The organism is Actinoplanes sp. NPDC051861, from assembly GCF_040681145.1.
Lineage (GTDB): Bacteria > Actinomycetota > Actinomycetes > Mycobacteriales > Micromonosporaceae > Actinoplanes.
On record NZ_JBFAYE010000001.1, the window covers coordinates 821,077 to 840,314 of the forward strand.

General features: G+C 70.2%; 20 protein-coding genes and 3 tRNA genes. 12 read left to right on the top strand and 11 right to left on the bottom strand.

What is annotated here, in order from left to right:
* Positions 1–39 precede the first annotated feature (39 nt).
* The 4 genes from AB0M02_RS04030 to AB0M02_RS04045 form a co-directional block, all read right to left on the bottom strand.
* Positions 40–570, bottom strand: coding sequence for a GNAT family protein (locus AB0M02_RS04030; protein WP_364222537.1), 531 nt, complete (start codon positions 568–570; stop codon positions 40–42).
* The gene (locus AB0M02_RS04035) at positions 570–1,568 is read right to left on the bottom strand and encodes an endonuclease/exonuclease/phosphatase family protein (protein WP_364221045.1); all 999 of its coding nucleotides are present in this window, start codon (positions 1,566–1,568) and stop codon (positions 570–572) included. Before AB0M02_RS04035 ends, AB0M02_RS04030 begins: the two co-directional genes overlap by 1 nt.
* Before the next feature lie 82 nt (positions 1,569–1,650).
* On the bottom strand, positions 1,651–2,991 hold the full coding sequence (locus AB0M02_RS04040) for a pitrilysin family protein (protein WP_364221048.1): 1,341 nt from the start codon (positions 2,989–2,991) through the stop codon (positions 1,651–1,653).
* Positions 2,988–4,301 carry a pitrilysin family protein gene (locus AB0M02_RS04045; RefSeq protein ID WP_364221051.1) on the bottom strand — a complete coding sequence of 438 codons (1,314 nt, stop codon included), beginning with the start codon at positions 4,299–4,301 and terminating at the stop codon, positions 2,988–2,990. The genes AB0M02_RS04040 and AB0M02_RS04045 overlap by 4 nt, the downstream gene beginning before the upstream one ends.
* A gap of 70 nt (positions 4,302–4,371) precedes the next feature.
* Here AB0M02_RS04045 and arfB point away from each other — a divergent pair, with 70 nt between their 5' ends.
* The 3 genes from arfB (at position 4,372) to AB0M02_RS04060 (ending at position 6,306) form a co-directional block, all read left to right on the top strand.
* Entirely contained in the window at positions 4,372–4,797 is a 426-nt protein-coding gene (gene arfB, locus AB0M02_RS04050; RefSeq protein WP_364221053.1) for an alternative ribosome rescue aminoacyl-tRNA hydrolase ArfB, read from the top strand.
* A gap of 110 nt (positions 4,798–4,907) precedes the next feature.
* A complete protein-coding gene (locus AB0M02_RS04055; RefSeq protein WP_364221056.1) occupies positions 4,908–5,486 on the top strand; it encodes a hypothetical protein in 579 nt (192 codons plus the stop codon).
* Between the two features lie 304 nt (positions 5,487–5,790).
* Positions 5,791–6,306, top strand: coding sequence for a hypothetical protein (locus AB0M02_RS04060; RefSeq protein ID WP_364221059.1), 516 nt, complete (start codon positions 5,791–5,793; stop codon positions 6,304–6,306).
* 109 nt (positions 6,307–6,415) lie between these two features.
* Here AB0M02_RS04060 and AB0M02_RS04065 read toward each other — a convergent pair whose 3' ends face one another.
* Positions 6,416–7,357: a 3-methyladenine DNA glycosylase gene (locus AB0M02_RS04065; RefSeq protein WP_364221062.1), complete on the bottom strand. Its 942-nt coding sequence runs from the start codon at positions 7,355–7,357 to the stop codon at positions 6,416–6,418.
* Between the two features lie 220 nt (positions 7,358–7,577).
* Between AB0M02_RS04065 and AB0M02_RS04070 the strand changes: the two genes are divergently transcribed.
* From AB0M02_RS04070 to AB0M02_RS04085, 4 genes are read left to right on the top strand one after another with little or no spacing between them, the layout of a single operon-like run.
* Positions 7,578–8,423 (top strand): ABC transporter ATP-binding protein, encoded by an 846-nt coding sequence (locus AB0M02_RS04070; RefSeq protein ID WP_364222540.1) that lies wholly within the window; start codon positions 7,578–7,580, stop codon positions 8,421–8,423.
* Positions 8,423–9,265 carry an ABC transporter permease gene (locus tag AB0M02_RS04075; protein WP_364221065.1) on the top strand — a complete coding sequence of 281 codons (843 nt, stop codon included), beginning with the start codon at positions 8,423–8,425 and terminating at the stop codon, positions 9,263–9,265. Before AB0M02_RS04070 ends, AB0M02_RS04075 begins: the two co-directional genes overlap by 1 nt.
* A 47-nt stretch (positions 9,266–9,312) precedes the next feature.
* Positions 9,313–9,522, top strand: a complete 210-nt coding sequence (locus AB0M02_RS04080; protein WP_364222543.1) for a helix-turn-helix transcriptional regulator — start codon at positions 9,313–9,315, stop codon at positions 9,520–9,522.
* A gap of 40 nt (positions 9,523–9,562) precedes the next feature.
* Entirely contained in the window at positions 9,563–10,357 is a 795-nt protein-coding gene (locus AB0M02_RS04085) for a fumarylacetoacetate hydrolase family protein (protein WP_364221068.1), read from the top strand.
* Here the strand turns inward: AB0M02_RS04085 and AB0M02_RS04090 are convergent.
* Positions 10,346–11,047, bottom strand: a complete 702-nt coding sequence (locus AB0M02_RS04090; protein ID WP_364221071.1) for a TetR/AcrR family transcriptional regulator C-terminal domain-containing protein — start codon at positions 11,045–11,047, stop codon at positions 10,346–10,348. The two genes, AB0M02_RS04085 and AB0M02_RS04090, sit on opposite strands and share 12 nt — an antisense overlap.
* 45 nt (positions 11,048–11,092) lie before the next feature.
* Between AB0M02_RS04090 and AB0M02_RS04095 the strand changes: the two genes are divergently transcribed.
* The 5 genes from AB0M02_RS04095 to AB0M02_RS04115 all read left to right on the top strand — a co-directional run bounded on the left by AB0M02_RS04095 (position 11,093) and on the right by AB0M02_RS04115 (position 13,139).
* Positions 11,093–11,899: an NAD(P)H-binding protein gene (locus AB0M02_RS04095; protein ID WP_364221074.1), complete on the top strand. Its 807-nt coding sequence runs from the start codon at positions 11,093–11,095 to the stop codon at positions 11,897–11,899.
* A 62-nt stretch (positions 11,900–11,961) separates the two neighbouring features.
* Positions 11,962–12,033: transfer RNA gene (locus AB0M02_RS04100), tRNA-Gln, on the top strand.
* 68 nt (positions 12,034–12,101) lie between these two features.
* A tRNA-Glu gene (locus tag AB0M02_RS04105) sits at positions 12,102–12,174 on the top strand.
* Positions 12,175–12,313: 139 nt separating this feature from the next.
* Positions 12,314–12,386 (top strand) — tRNA-Glu (locus AB0M02_RS04110).
* A 96-nt stretch (positions 12,387–12,482) separates the two neighbouring features.
* Entirely contained in the window at positions 12,483–13,139 is a 657-nt protein-coding gene (locus AB0M02_RS04115) for an N-acyl homoserine lactonase family protein (RefSeq protein WP_364221077.1), read from the top strand.
* Between the two features lie 209 nt (positions 13,140–13,348).
* Here AB0M02_RS04115 and AB0M02_RS04120 read toward each other — a convergent pair whose 3' ends face one another.
* From AB0M02_RS04120 to AB0M02_RS04140, 5 genes are read right to left on the bottom strand one after another with little or no spacing between them, the layout of a single operon-like run.
* Positions 13,349–14,089, bottom strand: coding sequence for an MBL fold metallo-hydrolase (locus AB0M02_RS04120; RefSeq protein ID WP_364221080.1), 741 nt, complete (start codon positions 14,087–14,089; stop codon positions 13,349–13,351).
* Complete coding sequence (locus AB0M02_RS04125; RefSeq protein ID WP_364221085.1) at positions 14,086–14,874, bottom strand: alpha/beta hydrolase; 789 nt, start codon at positions 14,872–14,874, stop codon at positions 14,086–14,088. Before AB0M02_RS04125 ends, AB0M02_RS04120 begins: the two co-directional genes overlap by 4 nt.
* Positions 14,871–15,704, bottom strand: coding sequence for an alpha/beta hydrolase (locus AB0M02_RS04130; RefSeq protein WP_364221088.1), 834 nt, complete (start codon positions 15,702–15,704; stop codon positions 14,871–14,873). The genes AB0M02_RS04125 and AB0M02_RS04130 overlap by 4 nt, the downstream gene beginning before the upstream one ends.
* A 52-nt stretch (positions 15,705–15,756) precedes the next feature.
* The gene (locus AB0M02_RS04135) at positions 15,757–18,477 is read right to left on the bottom strand and encodes an AAA family ATPase (RefSeq protein ID WP_364221091.1); all 2,721 of its coding nucleotides are present in this window, start codon (positions 18,475–18,477) and stop codon (positions 15,757–15,759) included.
* Positions 18,478–18,508: 31 nt separating this feature from the next.
* Complete coding sequence (locus AB0M02_RS04140) at positions 18,509–19,195, bottom strand: IclR family transcriptional regulator (protein ID WP_364221094.1); 687 nt, start codon at positions 19,193–19,195, stop codon at positions 18,509–18,511.
* Between the last annotated feature and the right edge of the window lie 43 nt (positions 19,196–19,238).

The window sequence follows — 19,238 nt, forward strand, 5'->3', positions numbered from 1 at the left end:
GTCGTCGTGTTCGCGTTGAGAAGCATCATGCGGCCGATGCTAGGCGCCGCTCTCGCGGGCGGCGAGCCAATTTTCGGCGAGGAGCTGGAACAGGTAGTGGTCCTGCCACTCGCCGGCGATCTTGAGGTAGCGCGGGGCCATCCCGAACCGCTCGAAGCCGTTGCGCGCCAGGACCCGCTGGGACCGGACGTTGTGCAGCAGCGTCCCGGCCTCCACCCGGTGCAGTCCCTGATCGGTGAAGGCGACCTCGAGGATCTGGGCCACGGCGGTGGTTGCGACACCGCGGCCGGCGGTGTCCTGCGCCACGAGGTAACCGAGGCTGGCGGAGAGGAACGGGCCGCGGACGATGTTGTTGAGGCTGATCCGGCCGACGATGCGGCCGCCCTCGACGATCGCGTGCGGCAGCGTGTTGCCCGCCGACAGGTGCTCGTTGATGATCTGCCGCTGGCCCTGCTCGGTGTAGAAGCTCGGGTCCCGGATCGGATCCCACGGCTGCAGGTACGACCGGTTGGCTCGCAGCAGGGCGGCCAGTTCTCCCGCGTCGTCGGCGGTCAGCCGCCGGATGGAGATCATGACGCCGCCGGGACGGTGAGGGAGGCGATCAGCGAGCGGTGGTCGGAGTCCGTCACCGCGTGTGTCGAGACCTTACGTACGCCGATGCGTTTGTCGACCAGCACGTGATCGATGGTGACAGGCGGGATCGGATCACCGTCGTACGGCCCCCAGCTCCCGACCAGGCCCTCGCCGACGGTGTCGGCGGCGTCCCGGTAACCGGTGGCGATCAGGTCGCGCAGCCTCTTGTGGTCGAGCGTCGCGTTGAAGTCGCCGAGCAGGATCTTCGGGGTGGCGTCCGGGTCGGCGGCCGGCTGTTCACGCAGGTCGGCACGCCAGCCGGGGAGCATGGACGTGGCCGCCGGCGCGAGCGGGTGCGCCGACTCCACGAACAGCGGGCCCGCCCCTGGCGGCTGGATGATCGCGAACGCCTGCTGGAAGCCGCCGTCGTTGCGATGCGCGCCCGGATCGGTCAGCGGGTAGCGGGAGTAGAGGCCGGAGCCGCTCGCACCGGGCTCCGGCGCCAGCTGGTGGTAGGGCAGCAGCTCACCGAGCCCGGCGGCGGCCAGCGCGGACTCGCCCTCGGCGGTGAACTCCTGCAGAGCGAGGACGGCGACGTCGTGCTCGCGGACCAGCTGGACGATCTCGTCCGGGTCGGCGCCGCCGAACAGCATGTTCGAGGTCATCACGTGCAGCTCGACGCCCTTGGCCGGACCCTTGTGCACGTTCGGCAGGGCGCGGGGCACCACGCACACGGCGAAGCCGAAGGCGACCAGGCCGGCGACGGCGGCGGCGGCCCAGCGGCGGCCGGCCAGCGCGAGCAGGAACGGGACGACGGACCACAGGGCGACATAGGGCGTGAACGCCGTCAACATCACCAGAACGCCGCGTTCGACGCCGAAGGCGCGGCCCAGGAACCAGATCGCGCCCGGTGCCAGAAGGAGCCAGAGCAGGACGGTCAGGGCGACACGGCGCCGATGCGGGCGGGTCTCGGCCGGCGCGTCGGTGATCGTCATGGCGGCAAAGTTAACCGGCGCGTGCCACTTCGCCTACGGGCCTTTTGTCCGGGGCCGCTGTTGTCGCGGCCCCGGACCTCTCTCAGATGTCCGACTCGGACAATTCGCCGAATTCGGCCAGTTCGTCGCGGATCACGGCGCCGTCACCCTCCACCACCAGGGTCAGCCCGTCCGTGGCCAGGTGCCGCCCGGCCGCCTCGGAGACCTGCTCGACGGTTGCCTCCAGGTATTCCCGGCGCAGCGTCACGTAGTAGTCGTCGGGCAGGCCGTGCACCACCAGCGAGGCCAGCGCGCCGGCGATCGCGCCCGGCGTCTGCATCTCCACCGAGAGCTGCCCGGCACGCCACGAGCGGGCCACCTCCAGCTCCGCCTCGGTGACACCCTCCTGCTGGGTACGGGCGATCTCGCCGAGCGTGTCCTTGATCGCCGGACCGGTGACGGCCGTCTGGACACCGGCGGCCACCTCGAAACGGCCCGAGCGGCGGGTCATCGCGTACGAGCCGCGGATTCCGTACGTATAGCCCTTCACCTCGCGGATCAGGTGGTTGAGCCGGGACGTGAAGGCGCCGCCCAGCACCGTCGCGGCGAGCGTCATCGGCACGTAGTCCGGCGTGGCCCGCTCCGGCGCCCGATGCCCGATCCGCAGCGTCGACTGCACCGAGCCGGGCCGGTCCACCAGCAGCGTGCGTACTCGGTCCGGCACCGGCACGCCCAGCGGCCCGTCCGGCGTGAGCGGGTCGCCGGTGGTGCCCTCGAACGCCGCCTCGGCCAGCGCGTCCAGGTCGAGCGCGTCCAGGTCACCCGCGACCAGCAGCACGCCCGGCCGCAGCATCCAGGAGCTGTGGAAGTCGAGCACGTCCTCGACGGTCACCGCGGCGACCGACGTGGGATCGCCGTGCAGCGGCCGCCGGTAGCGCCCGTCACCGCTGAACAGGTCGGCGCGCAGGGTGGCGTCAGCACGCGGGCCGGGCTGGGCCCAGTCCATCCGCAGCGCGGTCACCTCGTCGTCGCGGACCCGGGCGACGTCCGCGGGGTCCAGCTTCGGGGTGCGGGCGGCCTCGGCGGCCAGGCGGACAGCGCCGGCCAGCAGCGGGCCGGGCGCGGAGACGCCGATCCGGAACGCGTCCCAGTCCACCGACGGGGACAGCTCGGCGCCGAGTCCCTCCAGCGCGAGCGCGTACGCCGCCGAGTCCCGCTTCTTCGTGCCCTCCTCCAGGCACTTGGCGAGCACGGTCGCGGTGCCCTCACGGCCGTCGGTCTCGCGGGCCGCGCTGGCGTCGAGCAACAGCACCGCACTGGCGAGGATCTGGCCGGGCAGGTGCGCGGCGATCACGGTGCCGCCGTGCGCGCTGACGCGGCGGACGGCGGGGAAAGCGTACGGGCGGGCCGCGCCTGGCTCCGGACGAGTGGTGACGAGGGTCATGAGTTCTCCCCGGGCAGGTAGATGAGGGTGGCGCGGGAGTCGGGCCGCAGCGTCTCGGCGGCCGCCTCGGTGACGTCGTCCGCGGTGACGGCGAGCCACTTCGGCAACCGGTCGGCGGCGGTGGACGGATCACCGAACTGGGTCGCGTACCGGCCGAGCGTGTCGGCGCGGCCGCCCACAGTGGAGACCTGCCGCCACCACGCGGTGGTGAGCAGCGCCTTCGCCCGGTTCAGCTCGTCGTCGGTCACCGGCTCGTCGACCAGGCTCTGGATCACCTCGGCCAGGCCGTTCTCCAGCGTCTCCACGGACACGCCGTCCTTGACGGTGGCGGTGATGATCACCGGAGCCGGCGCGTGGGCGAGGTCCACCCCGTACGCGCCGATGTAGTCGGGCTGCGCGATCCGGGCGCCGTCGGCGAGCCGCTGGTAGAGGCGGCTGCCCCGGCCGTTGCCGAGGATCGTGGCGAGCACGGTGACGGCGTCGTACTCATCGGTGCCGAACGGGAAGGTGCGGTGCGACAGGTAGATCCGCGCGGCCGGCACGGCACCGGTCACCGTCTCACGGACCGGCTCAGTGGCCGGGTAGTCCAGCCGCCCGTCCGGCGCGGCCGGAATGTCCGGCACCGTGGCGATCGCCCCGAAGTATTTCTCCGCCAGCTTGAACACCTCGGACGGCGTGGTGTCCCCGACGACCGTCAGCACGGCGTTGTTGGGCGCGTAGTACTGCTGGTGGAACGCCTTGAACGTGTCCAGGCCGGCCGCGTTCAGGTCCTCCATCGAACCGATCGTGGCGTGATGGTACGGATGGCCCTCCGGGTAGAGCATCGGGAGCAGGCGCAGCCACGCGTCGCCGTAGGGCACGTTCTCATACCGCTGGCGCCGCTCGTTCTTCACCACCTCGCGCTGGTTGTCCAGGGTTTCCTGGGTCAGCGCGGGGACCAGCCCGCCCATCCGGTCGGCCTCCAGCCAGAGGGCCAGCTCCAGATGCTCGGACGGCATGGTCTCGAAGTAGTTCGTCCGGTCCGGGTTGGTGGTGGCGTTCAGCGAGCCGCCGTTGCCCTGCACGAGCTTCATGTGCTCGGTCTTCTTCACGTGCTGCGACCCCTCGAACATCAGGTGCTCGAAGAGATGCGCGAACCCGGTCTGGCCGGGAGGCTCGTGCCGGGAGCCGACGTCGTACCAGAGGTTGACGCAGACGACCGGAGCGGTCCGGTCCTCGCTGACGACGACGCGCAGGCCGTTCGCCAGCCGCGTGGTTTCGATGGGCCACGGGTAACCGGTCTTGGCGACCGGTGCGGATGGTGACGTCACCCGTCCAATCTTGCCCTGTCGGGCCGATAACCGCGTGGCGCACGGCAGGTGCGGATGCCATGCTTGCGGCGTGCTTGAGGACGTACGGGTGAACGACCGCCTGATAATCCCGGCGGCCGAACTCTCGTGGCGGTTCTCGCGCGCGAGCGGCCCCGGTGGTCAGGGCGTCAACACCACCGATTCGAGGGTCGAGCTGTCGTGGGACCTGCTCGGCTCCGACCTGCTGCCCACGATGTTGAAAGAGCGCGCCACCGAGCGCCTCGGCACCCGCCTCGTGCAGGGCGTGGTCACGATCACCGCGGCCGAGCACCGCTCCCAGCTCCGAAACCGCGAGGCCGCCGCCGGCCGCCTGGCCGCCCTGGTCGCCTCCGCCATCGCGCCGCCACCCCGAGCCCGGCGGGCCACCAGGCCGTCGCGCGGCTCGGTCGAACGCCGCATCGCCGACAAGAAACGCCGCGGCCAGATCAAACGCAACCGCCGCGGCGACATGGACTGACTCCCACCGCACCGGTGAAATGACCGTTAACGCGGGCGGAACTCGCGCCGCTCAGGCGATCTCTATGGGCGGTTGATCCACTTCCGGGCCCGTTTCTCCTGATCACCGCAATGATCAATCCGACGCTACGCTCCCGCCACTCGAACGGGGTGGCCGAGTCGCCGATCGGCGCCGGCCGGAGCGGAGGATTGATGAGAACCGTCAGCCGAGTAGTGGCCGTTCTGGCCGCACTGATCGGGGTGGCAATGGTTGCCCCATCGCCCGCGCGCGCGGACGCTCTCGCGTGCCGGACGCTGGGCGGGAGTGGCGACGTCACCGCGGAAGTCTGCCTCGAAGACGACTACTACCAAGGTCCGTGCTGCCGGGGCGTGAAACTCGGATCGTGGGTGGTCTTCCGTCCAGGTTTCACGAGCACCGCCAACGATTGCCGGGTCACCATGCGGGCGGAGCTCTCCTCCGGTTCATCGGTGTGGAGCACCGGATCCACCGTACGAAATTGCGACTATGCGACGGCGCGCCCCGGGTTCTATTCCCTGAACGACCATTTGAGCACCGATACCCAGGCGACTGTCATCAACACGGTTGCCTGCGTCGACCTTTACGGCCCCGGCGGCACTACGGCCTTCTGGCACCGCTGCACTTCTTCGGGCTGGCACGATCTCAACTTCGACTATGTGATCATGCACTGACACCGCCTCGACGCCGGCCCGGGCCGCGATCGTGCCGGATCGGGCGGCATCGGGCCCGCGTTGCGGGTTGGTCGCCGGGGCTCTCGAGGGCGTGGGGATTGATCGCTGTCCTCGCCGACAGGCCGGTGAAATGATAGTAAACGCGGGCGAAACTCCTGCCGCTCAGGCGATTCCTATGGGCGGTTGATCCGCTTCTCGTCCTGTTTCTCACGATCACCAAGATGATCAATCCGACGCTACGCTCCCGCCACTCGAACGGGGTGGCCGAGTCGCCGATCGGCGGCCGGCCGGAGTGGAGGAATCTGTGAAAATCGTCAGCCGGGTCGCCGCGGTGCTCGTCGCCATCGTCGGGATGGTGCTGGTTGCGCCGTCGCCCGCACGGGCGGAGCGGGAGGCGTGTTCCTTTGTTGCGGGAAGTCAGGCCAGCAGCAACCGGATCTGGTTCTGCGTGATCGACTATCCCGTCTTCCAGGGCACGGGGAACGGCTATCGGGTCGAGCTCAGCAGCAGGATCGCCTTCGACTGGAACGTCACCGCACGCACCACCACGTGCCGGGTGATTGTGCGCGCCGACCTGGACAAGCCGGGATCGGACGTGTGGAGCAGCCCGGCCTACGCCATGAACTGCAACAACGTGGTGGCGCACCAGGCTGACGACTCGATCTACGAGGACAGCTTCTTCCACGGGGTGTTCGGCACGGCGGCGACCGACATCAACGTCATCGGCTGCATCGACCTGTACTTCAACGGCTCCTCGACGTCGGGCCGGCAGATCTGCAAGAACTCCGGCTGGCACAAGATCTCCGGACTGCCGAGCTAGATCCTGCCGGATGCCGGCGGCACCGGGCCGGCGTTGCAGGTGGTCGCGGTGACTCTCGGGGACGCGGTGGTCCGGTGGGTGCGGATCACCGCGTACCTCTGATGGGGTTTTATCGCTGGTTGAAGGGGGCCACGGCCTCGCGGTTGCGGGCGGCGGCCTCGGGGCCCAGGAGTTCGTCGCAGACTCGGATCAAGCGGGCTCGTAGGCCGGCGGCTCGGCGGGCGAGTTCGCGCTGGCGTGCCACATACTCCGCCTTGCCCTCCGGGGTTTCGATCTTTACCGGGGGATGGCCGTAGGAGGAGAGGTCGTAGGGGCTGGCCTGCATGTCGAGCAGGCGGATCTCGGCGGCCAGGGCGAAGCAGTCGAGGGCGAGGGCGCCGGGGACCGCGGGGCCGAGTTTCTGGGCCCACTTGTGTACGTCCATCGCGGCGTGCAGGCAGCCGGGCTGGTCCAGGTCGACCTGGGTGGCGCGGGTGGGCTGCAGGCGGTTGAGGCCGATGGCCTCGGGGGTGAAGAAGCGGAACGCGTCGTAGTGGGTGCAGCGGATGGTGTGCTGCTCGACCACCTCGTCGGTGCCGGCCTGGCCCAGGCGCAGGGGGAGCTCGTGGCGGTGCTCGGGCTCGCGGTAGACCATGGCCCACTCGTGCAGGCCGAAGCAGCCGGAGAAGACCGGGCGGGACGCGGTCGCGGTGAGCAGCCCGTGGATGTAGCGGACACTCTCGCCGCGGGCGTGCAGGAACGCGTCGACGTCGAGGGTGACGACGCCGTCGGGGTGGGTCAGGTAGAACTTCCAGCCGGCGTGCTCGGCCAGCCCGTCGGGGGCCGGTGACAGGCCCGCGCCGACGCCGGGATGCCAGCGTCGCAGCAGGGAGGGCCTGGTGCCGTAGTAGTCGTAGAGAAAGTCCTCTATGGCGTGCTTCTCGCCCGTCGCGCGACGGGCACGGTAACCCGCGGTCATCTGGTCGGCACGCTCGGCGTGCGCTCGGGCGAGGGGAATCCAGGTGACCGAGGGCAGCGTCGTGGTGAGTGCCCTCACCTGCTTGATCCCCATCGCACCAATGTATATAGCCAAGGCGATCAACACGATCACCGTTTGGCGCGAATGAGTTCCGCCACGGATTGGCATGCCATAGGCATACGTATGTATGTAGCAGAAGTACTACATCCTTGATAGTGTGCTGGACATGAACGAGACGGTGCTGGCGGGGGAGACCGGGGTCGGCCCCGGCGTGCCGATCGATGCTCCGGTCATCGAGGTGCGCGATCTCCGGATGAGTTACGGGCCCAAGGAGGTCCTGACGGGCGTCGGGTTCACGGCGCACCGTGGCGAGGTGCTGGTGTTGCTCGGGCCGAACGGCGCGGGCAAGACCACGACCATCGAGATCCTGGAGGGATTCCGGCGACGGTCCGGAGGGGACGTTCGCGTGCTCGGGGTGGATCCGGAGCAGGGCGACGAGGCTTGGCGGGCGCGCCTCGGGGTGGTGCTCCAGTCCTGGCGCGACCACAGCAAGTGGCGGGTGCGTGAGCTGCTGGAGCATCTCGGTGGCTACTACGCCGGCTACTCCACGGCGGATCGCGCACGGCCCTGGCCGGTCGGTGAGCTGCTGGAGGTGGTCGGCCTGAGCGACTCGGCGCAGACCCGGATCGCGCGGCTCTCCGGTGGCCAGCGCCGCCGCCTCGACGTGGCGATCGGCATCGTGGGCCGGCCGGAGTTGCTCTTCCTGGACGAGCCGACGGTCGGCTTCGACCCGGAGGCGCGGCGCGAGTTCCACGACCTGGTGCACCGGCTGACCGATGTGGACGAGACCACGATCCTGCTCACCACACACGACCTGGACGAGGCGGAGAAACTGGCCGACCGGATCCTCATCCTGGCCACCGGGAAGATCATCGCGGGTGGCTCGGCCGACGAGTTGTCGCGGCAGGTGGCCGGCGAGACGGAGATCCGGTGGACCCGTGACGGGCAGCGGTTCGTGCACTCGGCGGCGGACGCGACGGGCTTCGTGCGCGAGTTGTTCCGCCAGCACGGCGAGGAGATCGGTGACCTGGAGGTGCGGCCGAGCAGCCTCGAGGAGACGTACATGAAGCTGGTCCGTGAGTCGGAGGGGGGCGCGTGATGACGCGGATCGTCGGACTGGGTCTGCGGCGGGGCTGGATCGAGTTGCGGCAGACGATGAGCAGCGCGACCGACCTGTTCGGATACTTCCTGCCGGCGCTGTTCCTGGTGATCGCGCTGATCTGGATGCGCGACGACACGATCCCGGGCACCACGCTGGCGCTGGGCGCGCAGGCGCTGGTCGGCTCGATGGCGCTGCTGATCGTGATCAGCGGATTCATGACGATGATGCAGTACCTGACGATGGACCGTGAGGACGGCACGCTGCTGCGGGCGAAGGCAACACCGCACGGCATGACCGGATACCTAGTCGGCAAGATCGTTCTGGTCGCCGGTGTGGCGGTGGTCAGCTGCCTCTTCGTCCTGGTGCCCGGCCTGTTCCTGGTCGAGGGCCTGAGCCTGGACGCCGGTGGTGCGCTGACCCTGCTCTGGCTGCTGCCGCTGGCGTTCCTGGCCACGATGCCGCTGGGCGCGGTGCTCGGTGCACTCTTCGAGAGCCCGCGTCAGGCGTCGCTGATGATGCTGCCGATCATCGGCCTCACCGTGATCTCCGGCGTCTTCTATCCGATCACCGCGCTGGCCGGCTGGCTGCAGGGCGTCGCGCAGGTCTTCCCGGTGTACTGGCTAGGGTTGGGCCTGCGATCGGCCTTCCTGCCGGACTCCCTGGTGGTGGCGGAGCTGGGCGGCTCGTGGCGGCCGCTGGCGACGTTCGGGGTGCTGGCGGCGTGGTCGGTGCTCGGGCTGGTGCTCGCGCCGGGCATCCTACGGCGGATGGCCCGCCGGGAGTCCGGTTCCGCGGTGGCGGCGCGCCGGGAACGGGCCATGACGCGGATGACCGTCTGAGGGAGCTTTCTTTCGTGGCGAGTGAAGTCACCTACAACCGGATCGCGATGCTGCGCGCCGAACGGGGGATCACCCGGCGGCAGCTCGCGGACGCGCTCGGCGTGCACTACCAGACGGTCGGTTACCTGGAGCGCGGCGAGTTCAGCCCCAGCCTGCACCTGGCGTTGCGCATCTGTGAGTACTTCGAGGTGCCCGTCGAGGTGGTCTTCGCCCTGGAGCCGTTCCCACGGCTCGGGGCGGAGACCCGCCCGGCGTAGATTTCGGGGTGTCCGCACCCGTAGAGATGGGGTTTGACCCGTGCGCTTCGCCCGTTTTGTTCATGCTGGTGGGGTTTCCTTCGGCGTCGTCGAGGGCGATGGCTCCTCCGGCCTGACCGTGGCTGAGATCGACAGTCTGCCGTTCAACGAGGTGCGCTTCACCGGACAGCGGTGGGCGCTTCCCGACGTACGCCTGCTCGCGCCGATCTTCTCCAGCAAGGTGATCGGTATCGGTCGCAACTACGCCGATCACGCGGCTGAGATGGGTAACGAGGTGCCCAAGGAGCCGCTGATCTTCATCAAGCCGTCGACGTCGGTGATCGGCCCGAATGACGCGATTCGCCTGCCGTCCGTCAGTGAGCGGGTCGAGGAGGAGGCGGAGCTGGCGGTGGTGATCGGTGCGTCGGGGGCTCGGCGGGTCGATCGCGCTGGGGCGTTGAAGGCGATTTTTGGTTATACGTGCGGAAATGATGTGACTGCTCGGGATCTGCAGCGGAAGGACCCGCAGTGGACCCGGGCCAAGGGGTTCGACTCGTTCTGCCCGCTCGGGCCGTGGATCGAGACCGACCTTGATGTGAGTGACATCGAGGTGCGGTGTGAGGTGGGGCGCAACCCCGAGGCCATGGAGGTGCGGCAGATCGGGCGGACCAAGGACATGGTGTTCGACGTCCCGAGCCTGATTTCGTACGTGTCGCATGTCATGACGTTGCTGCCGGGGGATGTGATTCTGACCGGGACGCCGGCGGGGGTCAGTCAGATCGTCGCGGGGGACACGGTGTCGGTGAGCGTCCAGGGGATCGGGGAGCTGCGTAACCCGGTCGTGTCACTCGACTAGTCCCCTCAGGAGCAGGTCCAGGCCGTATTCGAAGGCGTCCTGGGCCTGGTCCCCCTCGAAGCCGCCGGCGTTCCAGAGAGCGGTCATCGCGGGGTGGGCGTCGACGTCGAACCAGTTCTCCCAGAAGTCGCTGTGCTCCTGCCACCAGGATTCGGTGGTCTGTCCCGTGATTCGCTTCAGGCGGGCGTTCTCCCCGGCCTCACGAGCAAAGGCATAGATGTACGCGGTGAGCGCGTTCGCCGCTCGGTTGATCCTGTCGGTGGGCAGTCCGCGGTGGGTCATCGCGGCGATCATGAATTCGCGCTCGCGCATGGTGCCGGGGCCTAGCGGGGGGCGTGCCAGGGTTACCTCGGTCAACCACGGGTGCTTTGTGAACATCGTGGTGGTTTGGGCGGCGAACCGTCGTACGCTGTCGGACTTTTCCGGATTTATCAGGGTTCGTTCCAGCTGAGCCTCGTCGACCATCAGGTCGATCAGGTCGGCTCGGGACGGTACGTAGGTGTAGAGCGTCATCGTCGCCACACCGAGGTCCGCGGCCACCCTGGCCATCGAGGCCGCCTCCAGGCCGTTCGCGTCGGCGATGCGGATCGCCGCGGCCACCACCTCGTCGACGGTGAGCCGGGGTGGCCGGCCGGTGCCGCTTCTCTCGGGTGGGCGGGTGCGCCGCCAGAGCAGTGGGTAGTTCGCCATGATTCCGTATACCCTACGGTAACAGTTTCCGTAGGGGGTACGAGAATGAAGATCTTGGTCACCGGCGCTACCGGGAACGTCGGGCGCATGGTCGTCGACGAGTTGCTCGCCCGGGGTGCCTCCGATGTGCGAGCGCTCACTGTCGACCCGGCGGCGGCGAGGTTGCCATCCGCCGGGGTCGAGGTGGTGCGGGGCTTCCTCGGGCGGGTGGAGAGCCTGCCGGCGGCGCTGGAGGGCGTCGACACGATGTATCTGGCGCCCCATCCGCCGACGGTGTTCGAGGTGTGCCGCCTGGCGGCGGAAGCGGGGGTACGGCGAATCGTCGACCTCGCCGGGGCCAAGGGTGGCACGTGGCAGGTGATCGAGGACGGGGTGGAGGCTTCGGGGGTGGCGTACACGCACCTCGAGCCCGGTGAGTTCATGGCCAACTCGACGCTGTGGTCCGCTCAGATCAGGGCGGGTGATGTGGTGCGGGACGCGTACGGGGACGCGGTGAACGCGCCGATCGCCCAGGAGGACATCGCGGCGGTGGCGGCTGAGGTGCTGCTCTCGCCGGGGCACGACGGGCGGTCCTACGAGCTAACCGGCCCGTTTGCGCTGTCCAGGCGGGAGATGGTGGCGGCGATCGGGCAGGCTCTCGGGAGGGAACTGACCTATGTCTCGCTGACCGGTGAGGAGGCGGTGGCGCAGTTCACCGAGGCGATGGGTTCATACGCCCAGTGGTACCTGGACGGGCTGGCTGTTCTCTCGTCCCATCCGCAGGCGGCGACATCGACGGTCGGTGACCTGCTGGGGAGGCCCGCCATGGACTACTCCTCGTGGGCGCGCCGTCACGCAGATCTGTTTCGGTAACCCGATTTGGCGGGCAGGTAGGGCTCGGGTAAAGTTCTCTGCGGCACGGCAAGCCGGGCCAATGGGGTATGGGGTAATTGGCAGCCCGACTGATTCTGGTTCAGTTAGTCTAGGTTCGAGTCCTGGTACCCCAGCGCTACCACTCCTTCCCGGAGCGGTGGCGCTGGATCGCTTCACGGTTCAGCGAGCACTGGAAAGTTCTGGTCCCGTCGTCTAGCGGCCTAGGACGCCGCCCTCTCAAGGCGGTAGCGAGGGTTCGAATCCCTTCGGGACTACGTTTTGAACGGCCCGCGTCTTCGGATGCGGGCCGTTTCGCGTTCCGGGGTGCCTCGGGTGCCGGCCGGGTGGTCGATTTCGGGTGTGGGAGTCGCCCTGATAGAGTTCAGCCCGCCGCTGGAGAACAACAGCGGCAAGGGTCCCGTCGTCTAGCGGCCTAGGACGCCGCCCTCTCAAGGCGGTAGCGAGGGTTCGAATCCCTTCGGGACTACATTTGTGAACGGCCCGCATCGATCTCGGTGCGGGCCGTTCTGCTGTGCGGAGAGATGTGCGGCCCGGGGTGGTTCGGGCCGGGATACTTCGGACGATGAGTGATGTCACGGTCCGACGCGTCGACTTCGGGTATTTCGTGCGGCCCGCCGAGGAGACCGGCACCGGGTCACCGCGGGTCGAGCCCACTCTCGGCTATCTGATCGACCATCCGCGTGGCCGGCTCCTGGTCGACACCGGGATGGGCAGTCACCCGGACGTCGACGCGCACTACCGTCCGCGCCGGATTCCGCTGGCGACGGCGCTCAAAGGGGTGGGCGACATCGGGTACGTGGTCAACTGCCACCTGCACTTCGACCACTGCGGCGGCAACCCGGAGCTGGCCGGCACCCCGGTCTTCACGCAACGGACCGAGTTGAACACCGCGCGGACGACCGAGTACACGCTGCCGGAACTGGTCGACTTCCCGGGCGCCCGGTATGAGGAGCTCGACGGCGAGGCGGAGATCCTCCCGGGTGTGCTGATCGTACCGACCCCGGGTCACACCGCCGGGCACCAGTCGGTCGTCGTGACCACCGCGGACGGGACCGTGATCGTGGCCGGTCAGAGCCACGACCACGCGACCGCGTTCACCGGCGACGTGCTGGGCCGTCACGCCGGGATCGGTGTGACCCCGGCGTGGCTGGACCGGCTCCTGGAGCTGGACCCGAGGCGCGTCGTCTTCGCACACGACAACGCCGTCTGGACCCCTTGACAGCCCCGCCGCGCTGCGCACTGTGGTGGGCGGGCGCGTGTGGAGTTGGGGTGCGGAGCGGGGCCGTACTCCACACGCGAGGTTGTGGGTGGGTGCGTGTGTGGAGTTGGGGTGCGGAGCGGGGCCGTACTCCACACGCGGGGTTGTGAGTGCGGGTGTGTGTGGAGTTGGGGTGCGGAGGGGGGCCGTACTCCACACGCGGGTTGGGGTTAGAGGGGGTGGGGGACTCCTGGGGTCAGCCACGTCAGGGTGTCGGCGGGGAACGCGGCCTCCACGCCCGCCCGGCCCTCCCGGAAGTGCGACCACCCCTCGTAATGCACCGGCACGATGCGCCGCGGCTTGACCGAATCCATCAGCCGCGCCGCGTCGGCGCCGTTCATCGTGTACTTGATCGGACCGGTCAGCCCGAACTGCACCTTGCCCACGTGCAGCACCACCGTGTCGATCTCGAACCGGTCGGCGACCTCCCGGACACCGCTGAACAGCACGGTGTCGCCGGTCATCCACAGCACCGACGACGAGCCGGGCGGACGGACCGTGAAGCCGATCGCGTCGCCGACGAGCGGCCGGGACAGTGGTGGCCCGTGCCGGGCGGGAGTCGCGGTGACCTCCACGTCCCCCACCGTCGCGGTTGCCCACGGCGCGAGGCCGCGGGCGTTGCCGCCGAGCCGGGCGGCGCCGCTGACCGTGGTCAGCACCACCGGCACCGAGGGGAGCAGCTCACGGCCCGAATCGTCCAGGTTGTCACTGTGGTGGTCGTGGCTGAGCAGCACCGCGTCGATCCGGCCCAGGGACGAGGCCGGCACGGCCGGACCCGCTGTCTTCACCGACGACGTGCCGAGGCCGAAGGAATAGCGCCGCCCCGGCGAGTCGAACGTCGGATCGGTGAGCAGCCGCACCCCGCCCACCTCGATCAGCGTGGTCGGGCCGCCGATGTGTGTGATCTTCATCGGGCGTGCCGCAGAGCCCACTCCAGCACCTCGTCCGCGATCTGCTCCCAGCCCTTCTGCGCGGGCAGCAGGTGGGCGTAGCCCTCGTACTCACGGATCTCGGTGACGGTGTTCGACTTGTAGTGCTCGGCGTTCGACTTCTGCACCGCCGGCGGCATGATGTGGTCCTCCGATCCGGAGACGAACAGCAGCGGCGCCCGGTTGTCGTTGTGGTAGTCCACCCAGGTGTCCTGGTGTCCCGGCTGGAAGTTGGCGAGCACGCTGCCCCACAGGATGCCACCGTTGGCCGGGATCGCGTACCGCTCCCAGAGCGCGCGCGACTCCTCCTCGGTGAACGTGTTGGTGAACGCGTACGTCCACTGCTCCAGGGTGAGCGGCACCGCCTTGTGCCGGTTGGCCGGCGACTTGAGTACCGGGAACGTGGACTTGACCTGGGACAGCGGCACGACGCGGACGCCCTCGGTTGGTGCCGAGTTCATCGCCACGCCGGCCGCGCCGTACCCGTGGTCGAGCAGGATCTGGGTGAACGCGCCGCCCGCCGAGTGACCGATGATGATCGGCGCCTCGGGCAGCGCCCGGATCTGCTCCTCGATGTGCGCGATGATCTGCGGCACGGTCACCGCGACGATCGGGGACGGGTCGGCGTTGAGGGCTTCCACCTCGACCTCGAAGCCCGGGTACGCCGGCGCGATCACCCGGTGCCCCTTGGCCTCGTAGTGCGCGATCCAGTTCTCCCAGCTGCGCGGGGTGACCCAGAATCCGTGGACGAGAACGATGGGCTTCATGAGATGTATCCCTCCAAAAACGCCAGCAGGTCCTCGGACAGCTGGTCCTTGTGCGTGTCGGTGATGCCGTGCGGTGCGCCGGGGTAGACCTTCAGCACCGCGCCGCTGATCCGGGCGGCCGAGGCCTGCCCGCCCACGGCGAACGGGACCACCTGGTCGTCGTCGCCGTGGATGACGAGGGTGGGCACGTCGAAGGCGTCCAGGTCAGCGCGGAAATCGGTGGCCGAGAAGGCGGCGACGCACTCGTACGCGTTGCGGTGCCCGGCCGCCATGCCCTGCAGCCAGAACGCGTCCCGGATGCCGGCCGAGACGTCGGCGCCGGGCCGGTTGTCGCCGAAGAACGGCCCGTCGGCGAGGTCCCGGTAGAGCTGTGAGCGATCGGCGAGCGACCCGGCGCGGATCGCGTCGAAGACCTCCAGTGGCAGCCCGCCCGGGTTGTCGGGGGTGCGCAGCATGAGCGGTGGCACGGCGGAGACCAGCACCACCTGCGCGATCCGCCGGGTGCCGTGCCGTCCGACATAGCGAGCTACCTCACCGCCGCCGGTCGAGAAACCGACCAGCGTCACCTCGCGCAGGTCGAGCGATTCGAGGAGGACGGCCAGGTCGTCCGCGTACGTGTTCATCTCGTTGCCGTCCCACGTCTGTGTGGAACGGCCGTGCCCGCGCCGGTCGTGCGCGATCGCGCGGAAGCCGTGCGACGCCAGGAAGAGTTGCTGGGCCTCCCAGCTGTCGGAGTTCAGCGGCCATCCGTGGCTGAGCACGACCGGTCTCCCCGAACCCCAGTCCTTGTAGAAGATCTCCGCCCCGTCGGCGGCGGTGACGTAGCCCATGACCCGATCCTCATGGGAACGCGCCCACGCCCGAATCCCGTGCGGCGCGTAGTCAGTCGTGCAGCACGTCCCTCAGCTGCCGGCGCGAGCCGACGCCGAGTTTCCGGAACACCTTTCGCAGGTGGTAGTCGACGGTGCTGGCACTGAGGTAGAGATGCGCCGCTATCTCGGCGTTCGTCGCACCGGCGCGGGCCAGGCGCGCAACGGCGGCCTCCTGCGGGGTCAGGGCCGTTTCGTCTTTTTCGGGTACGGGAGAAACGACACTTTCCCCGAGCGCCTCCAGTTCCCGGCGCGCCCGCCGGGCGAAGGCGTCGGCGCGAACCTCGGAGAACATCGCCAGCGCCCGGGCGAGCTGCTCGCGGGCGTCCCGGCGACGGCGACGGCGGCGCAGCCACTCGCCGTAGAGCAGGTGCGCCCGCGCCGAGTCGCCGTGCGACGGTGTGCCGGCGAGGTGCGTGATCGCGTCCCGGTAGTGCGGCTCGGCGTGTTCCGGCGCCGCGAGCAGGGCCCGGGACCGCTCGACGAGCCCGAGGGCGCGGGGCGTCCCGCTGGCGTTCGCGGCGAGGAGGAGGTCGTCGAGGGCGAGTTTCGCGGTGGCCCGGTCACCGGAGCGCAGCGCGGCCTCGACGAGTTCCGGCAGTGCCCACGCGTACCGGGCGGGGCGGCCGAGGTCGACGATCTCCAGCAGGAGGCCGCGCGCTCTGACGTAGTCGGCGCTGGCGATCTCCAGGACGGCGGTGGCCAGCTGGGTCACCCGGTACATGCCGCCGAGGTTCAGCATCTCGAAGACCCGCAGCGTGTGCGGCAGCGTCTCGCGGATGCCGGCCGGGTCGCGCCACGCCACCAGCTCGGGGTGCCGCCACACCTGCTCCTGGTCGGCGGTGACGCCGATCGACCGGCGCAGCCGCTGGCCGGTGGCGTCGTGGCGGTCCGCGTGGTTGAGCCGGCCCAGGATGGCGTCGGTCATGGCGCCGACGAAGTGGACCAGGTCGAGGGCGTGCAGCGCACCGGTGCGGCGGGCCGCGGCCTCGGCCCGGTCGAGGATGGCCTGCTTGCGGTGGTCGTCCCAGAGCAGGTTGCAGAAGTTGACGCCGACGACGAACCGCCGCAGCAGCGTCTCGTCCGGGAGGTCCGGGTCGGCCACCGCGTCGATCGCCCGGTGCATGGCCGGTGCGCACGACGCGTACCCGTCCAGGACGAACGCGGCGTACCCGGTCAGCAGGAGCCCGTCCAGGCCGTCCGGGTCGGTGGCGGCGTGCCGGGCGGCCTCGGCGGCGACCACCGGCTCGGGCACCGAGGAGAGGTGCTCCGCCCCGATGGCGTGGTCGATCGCCTGTACCGCGGCACGCATCGCCCGCGCCTGGTCGGTGCCGAACGCGGTGGCCGCCTCCAGGCACATGCCGGGCGCGTCTCGCAGCGCGGTGGGCGCACCCGTGTTGACCGTGGCCAGAGCCCGGGTGAGCAGGGCCGATCCGCGTACCGCCCCGGCCAGGTGCTGGTCGTCCACGGTGTCCAGCAGGGACAGGGCCCGGGCGGGTGCGCCGGCCGCCATCGCCGCGCCGGCCGCCTCGACCCGCCGCGCGGCGCGGGTGGTCTCGTCCGGGGACAGCTCCGCGGCCCGGCTCAGGAACGCGGTCCGGGCCGCGTAGCCGCCGCGGGCGCCGGCCCGGTCGGCGCGGCGTTCCAGCTCGGCGGCGACCACCTCGTCCGGTGCCGCGGCGGCGGACGCGAGGTGCCAGGCGCGGCGGTCCGCGTCGGCGCCGCCGGTGGTGGTGGCGGCCAGTGCGGCGTGCACGGCCCGGCGCTGCGCCGGTGTCGCGTCGCCGTAGACGGCGGACCGGACCAGGGGGTGCCGGAAGTCGACCGGCGGGGCACCGGCCACCAGCCGGTCCGCCTCGGCCGGTGCGGCGTCCTCGGGCCGGGTGTCCAGGAGCCGGGCCGCGGCCAGGAGATGTTCGTCGCGCCCGCCGGCGCCGGCCGCGGCGAGGACCAGCCAGGTACGGGTGGCGGCCGGGTACTCACGGACCCGTGCGGAGTAGTGCGTCTCCAGGCGGCTGCCGATCGGCACCGGCTCGGGCAGCGGCGAGGCGCCGCGCAACTGGTCAGCGGTGAGTTCGCGGCCCAGGTCGGTGAGGGCGAGCGGGTTGCCGCCGGTGGCCGCCGCGATGTGCTCGGCCAGGCCCGGGTCCAGGTCGGTGGCGACCACGTCGGAGAGCAGCGCCATCGCGGCGTCCCGGTCGAGGCCGGCCACCGGCATCTCGGGTATCCCCGCCAGCAGGCCGGGATCGTCGTCGGTCACGCGCAGGCCGAAGAGCATCACGACGCCCTCGGCGTGCAGGCGCCGGGCGACGAAGGCGAGGGCCCGCGCCGACTCGGGGTCGAGCCAGTGCACGTCGTCGACCACGCAGAGCTGCGGCGCGCCGGCCAGCAGGGTCAGCGCGGCGAGGCTCACCAGGTAAAGGTCCGGGGCGGAACCCTCGGCCAGGCCGCAGGCGACCTCCAGGGCCGCGCGCTGCCCGGCCGGCAACCGATCCCGGCGGGGCAGCAGCGGCACGAGCAGCCGGTGCAGTCCCGCGTACGGGAACGTGGCCTCGGACTCGACGCCACGAACGGTGAGGGTTCCGGCGGATGTGCTTTCCGCGTACCGAAGCAATGCGGTTTTGCCGACGCCCGCCTCGCCTCGCAGCACCAAGGCCGCGCTGCGACCGGATCGCGCCTGCGCGAGAAGCCCGTCCAGCGTGGCGCACTCGCTGTCCCGCCCGAAGAGCCGCACGGCCGGAAGCCTATCGACCGGCAATGCGGGTTTACAGACCCGACAGGCGCTGGCCCGCGCGGACGACGGCCATCGCGTGCCGCTCACCGGGACGGCGGCCCAGGCGCTCGATCGGGCCGCTTATCGAGATGGAGGCGATCACCCGGCCGGTGCGGTCGCGGATCGGCGCGGAGACGCTGGCCACACCCGGCTCGCGCTCGGCGACGCTCTGCGCCCAGCCGCGGCGGCGGACCTCGGCCAGCGTGCGGCCGGTGAACTTGCAGCGGGGCAGCAGCGGCATGACGGCCTCGGGCGGCTCCCAGGCGAGCAGGATCTGCGCGGCGGAACCGGCCACCATCGGCAGCACCGAACCGACCGGAACGGTGTCGCGCAGACCACTGGCGCGCTCGGCGGCGGCCACACAGATGCGCTCATCGGCACGGCGCAGGTAGAGCTGAGCACTCTCGCCGGTGGCGTCTCGCAGAGCGGCGAGCAGCGGCTCGGCGGCGGTGAGCAGGACGTCCGGCGCGGCGTTGGCAAGCTCACCCAATCGCGGTCCTGGCCGCCATCTTCCTTGAGTGTCCCGGACCAGCATCCGATGAATCTCCAGCGCCTGCGCCAGGCGATGCGCGGTCGCCCGCGGCAGCTTGGTGCGCTCGACGAGTTCGGCCAGGCTGGCGCCGTCGACACAGGCGGCCAGAATGACCACCGCCTTGTCGAGAACGCCGACACCGCTCATACTGTGTCCCACAAGCCGAAACATACATTCCAGAATTTAGGAT

Coding starts and splice junctions, on each gene's coding strand:
- AB0M02_RS04120 (WP_364221080.1), bottom strand. CDS start 14,089: ATGAAGATCACACACATCGGCGGCCCGACCACGCTGATCGAGGTGGGC.
- AB0M02_RS04075 (WP_364221065.1), top strand. CDS start 8,423: ATGACGCGGATCGTCGGACTGGGTCTGCGGCGGGGCTGGATCGAGTTG.
- AB0M02_RS04125 (WP_364221085.1), bottom strand. CDS start 14,874: ATGAAGCCCATCGTTCTCGTCCACGGATTCTGGGTCACCCCGCGCAGC.
- AB0M02_RS04035 (WP_364221045.1), bottom strand. CDS start 1,568: ATGACGATCACCGACGCGCCGGCCGAGACCCGCCCGCATCGGCGCCGT.
- AB0M02_RS04115 (WP_364221077.1), top strand. CDS start 12,483: ATGAGTGATGTCACGGTCCGACGCGTCGACTTCGGGTATTTCGTGCGG.
- AB0M02_RS04040 (WP_364221048.1), bottom strand. CDS start 2,991: ATGACCCTCGTCACCACTCGTCCGGAGCCAGGCGCGGCCCGCCCGTAC.
- AB0M02_RS04095 (WP_364221074.1), top strand. CDS start 11,093: ATGAAGATCTTGGTCACCGGCGCTACCGGGAACGTCGGGCGCATGGTC.
- AB0M02_RS04090 (WP_364221071.1), bottom strand. CDS start 11,047: ATGGCGAACTACCCACTGCTCTGGCGGCGCACCCGCCCACCCGAGAGA.
- AB0M02_RS04055 (WP_364221056.1), top strand. CDS start 4,908: ATGATCAATCCGACGCTACGCTCCCGCCACTCGAACGGGGTGGCCGAG.
- AB0M02_RS04065 (WP_364221062.1), bottom strand. CDS start 7,357: ATGGGGATCAAGCAGGTGAGGGCACTCACCACGACGCTGCCCTCGGTC.
- AB0M02_RS04130 (WP_364221088.1), bottom strand. CDS start 15,704: ATGGGCTACGTCACCGCCGCCGACGGGGCGGAGATCTTCTACAAGGAC.
- AB0M02_RS04080 (WP_364222543.1), top strand. CDS start 9,313: ATGCTGCGCGCCGAACGGGGGATCACCCGGCGGCAGCTCGCGGACGCG.
- AB0M02_RS04140 (WP_364221094.1), bottom strand. CDS start 19,195: ATGAGCGGTGTCGGCGTTCTCGACAAGGCGGTGGTCATTCTGGCCGCC.
- AB0M02_RS04070 (WP_364222540.1), top strand. CDS start 7,578: ATGAGTTACGGGCCCAAGGAGGTCCTGACGGGCGTCGGGTTCACGGCG.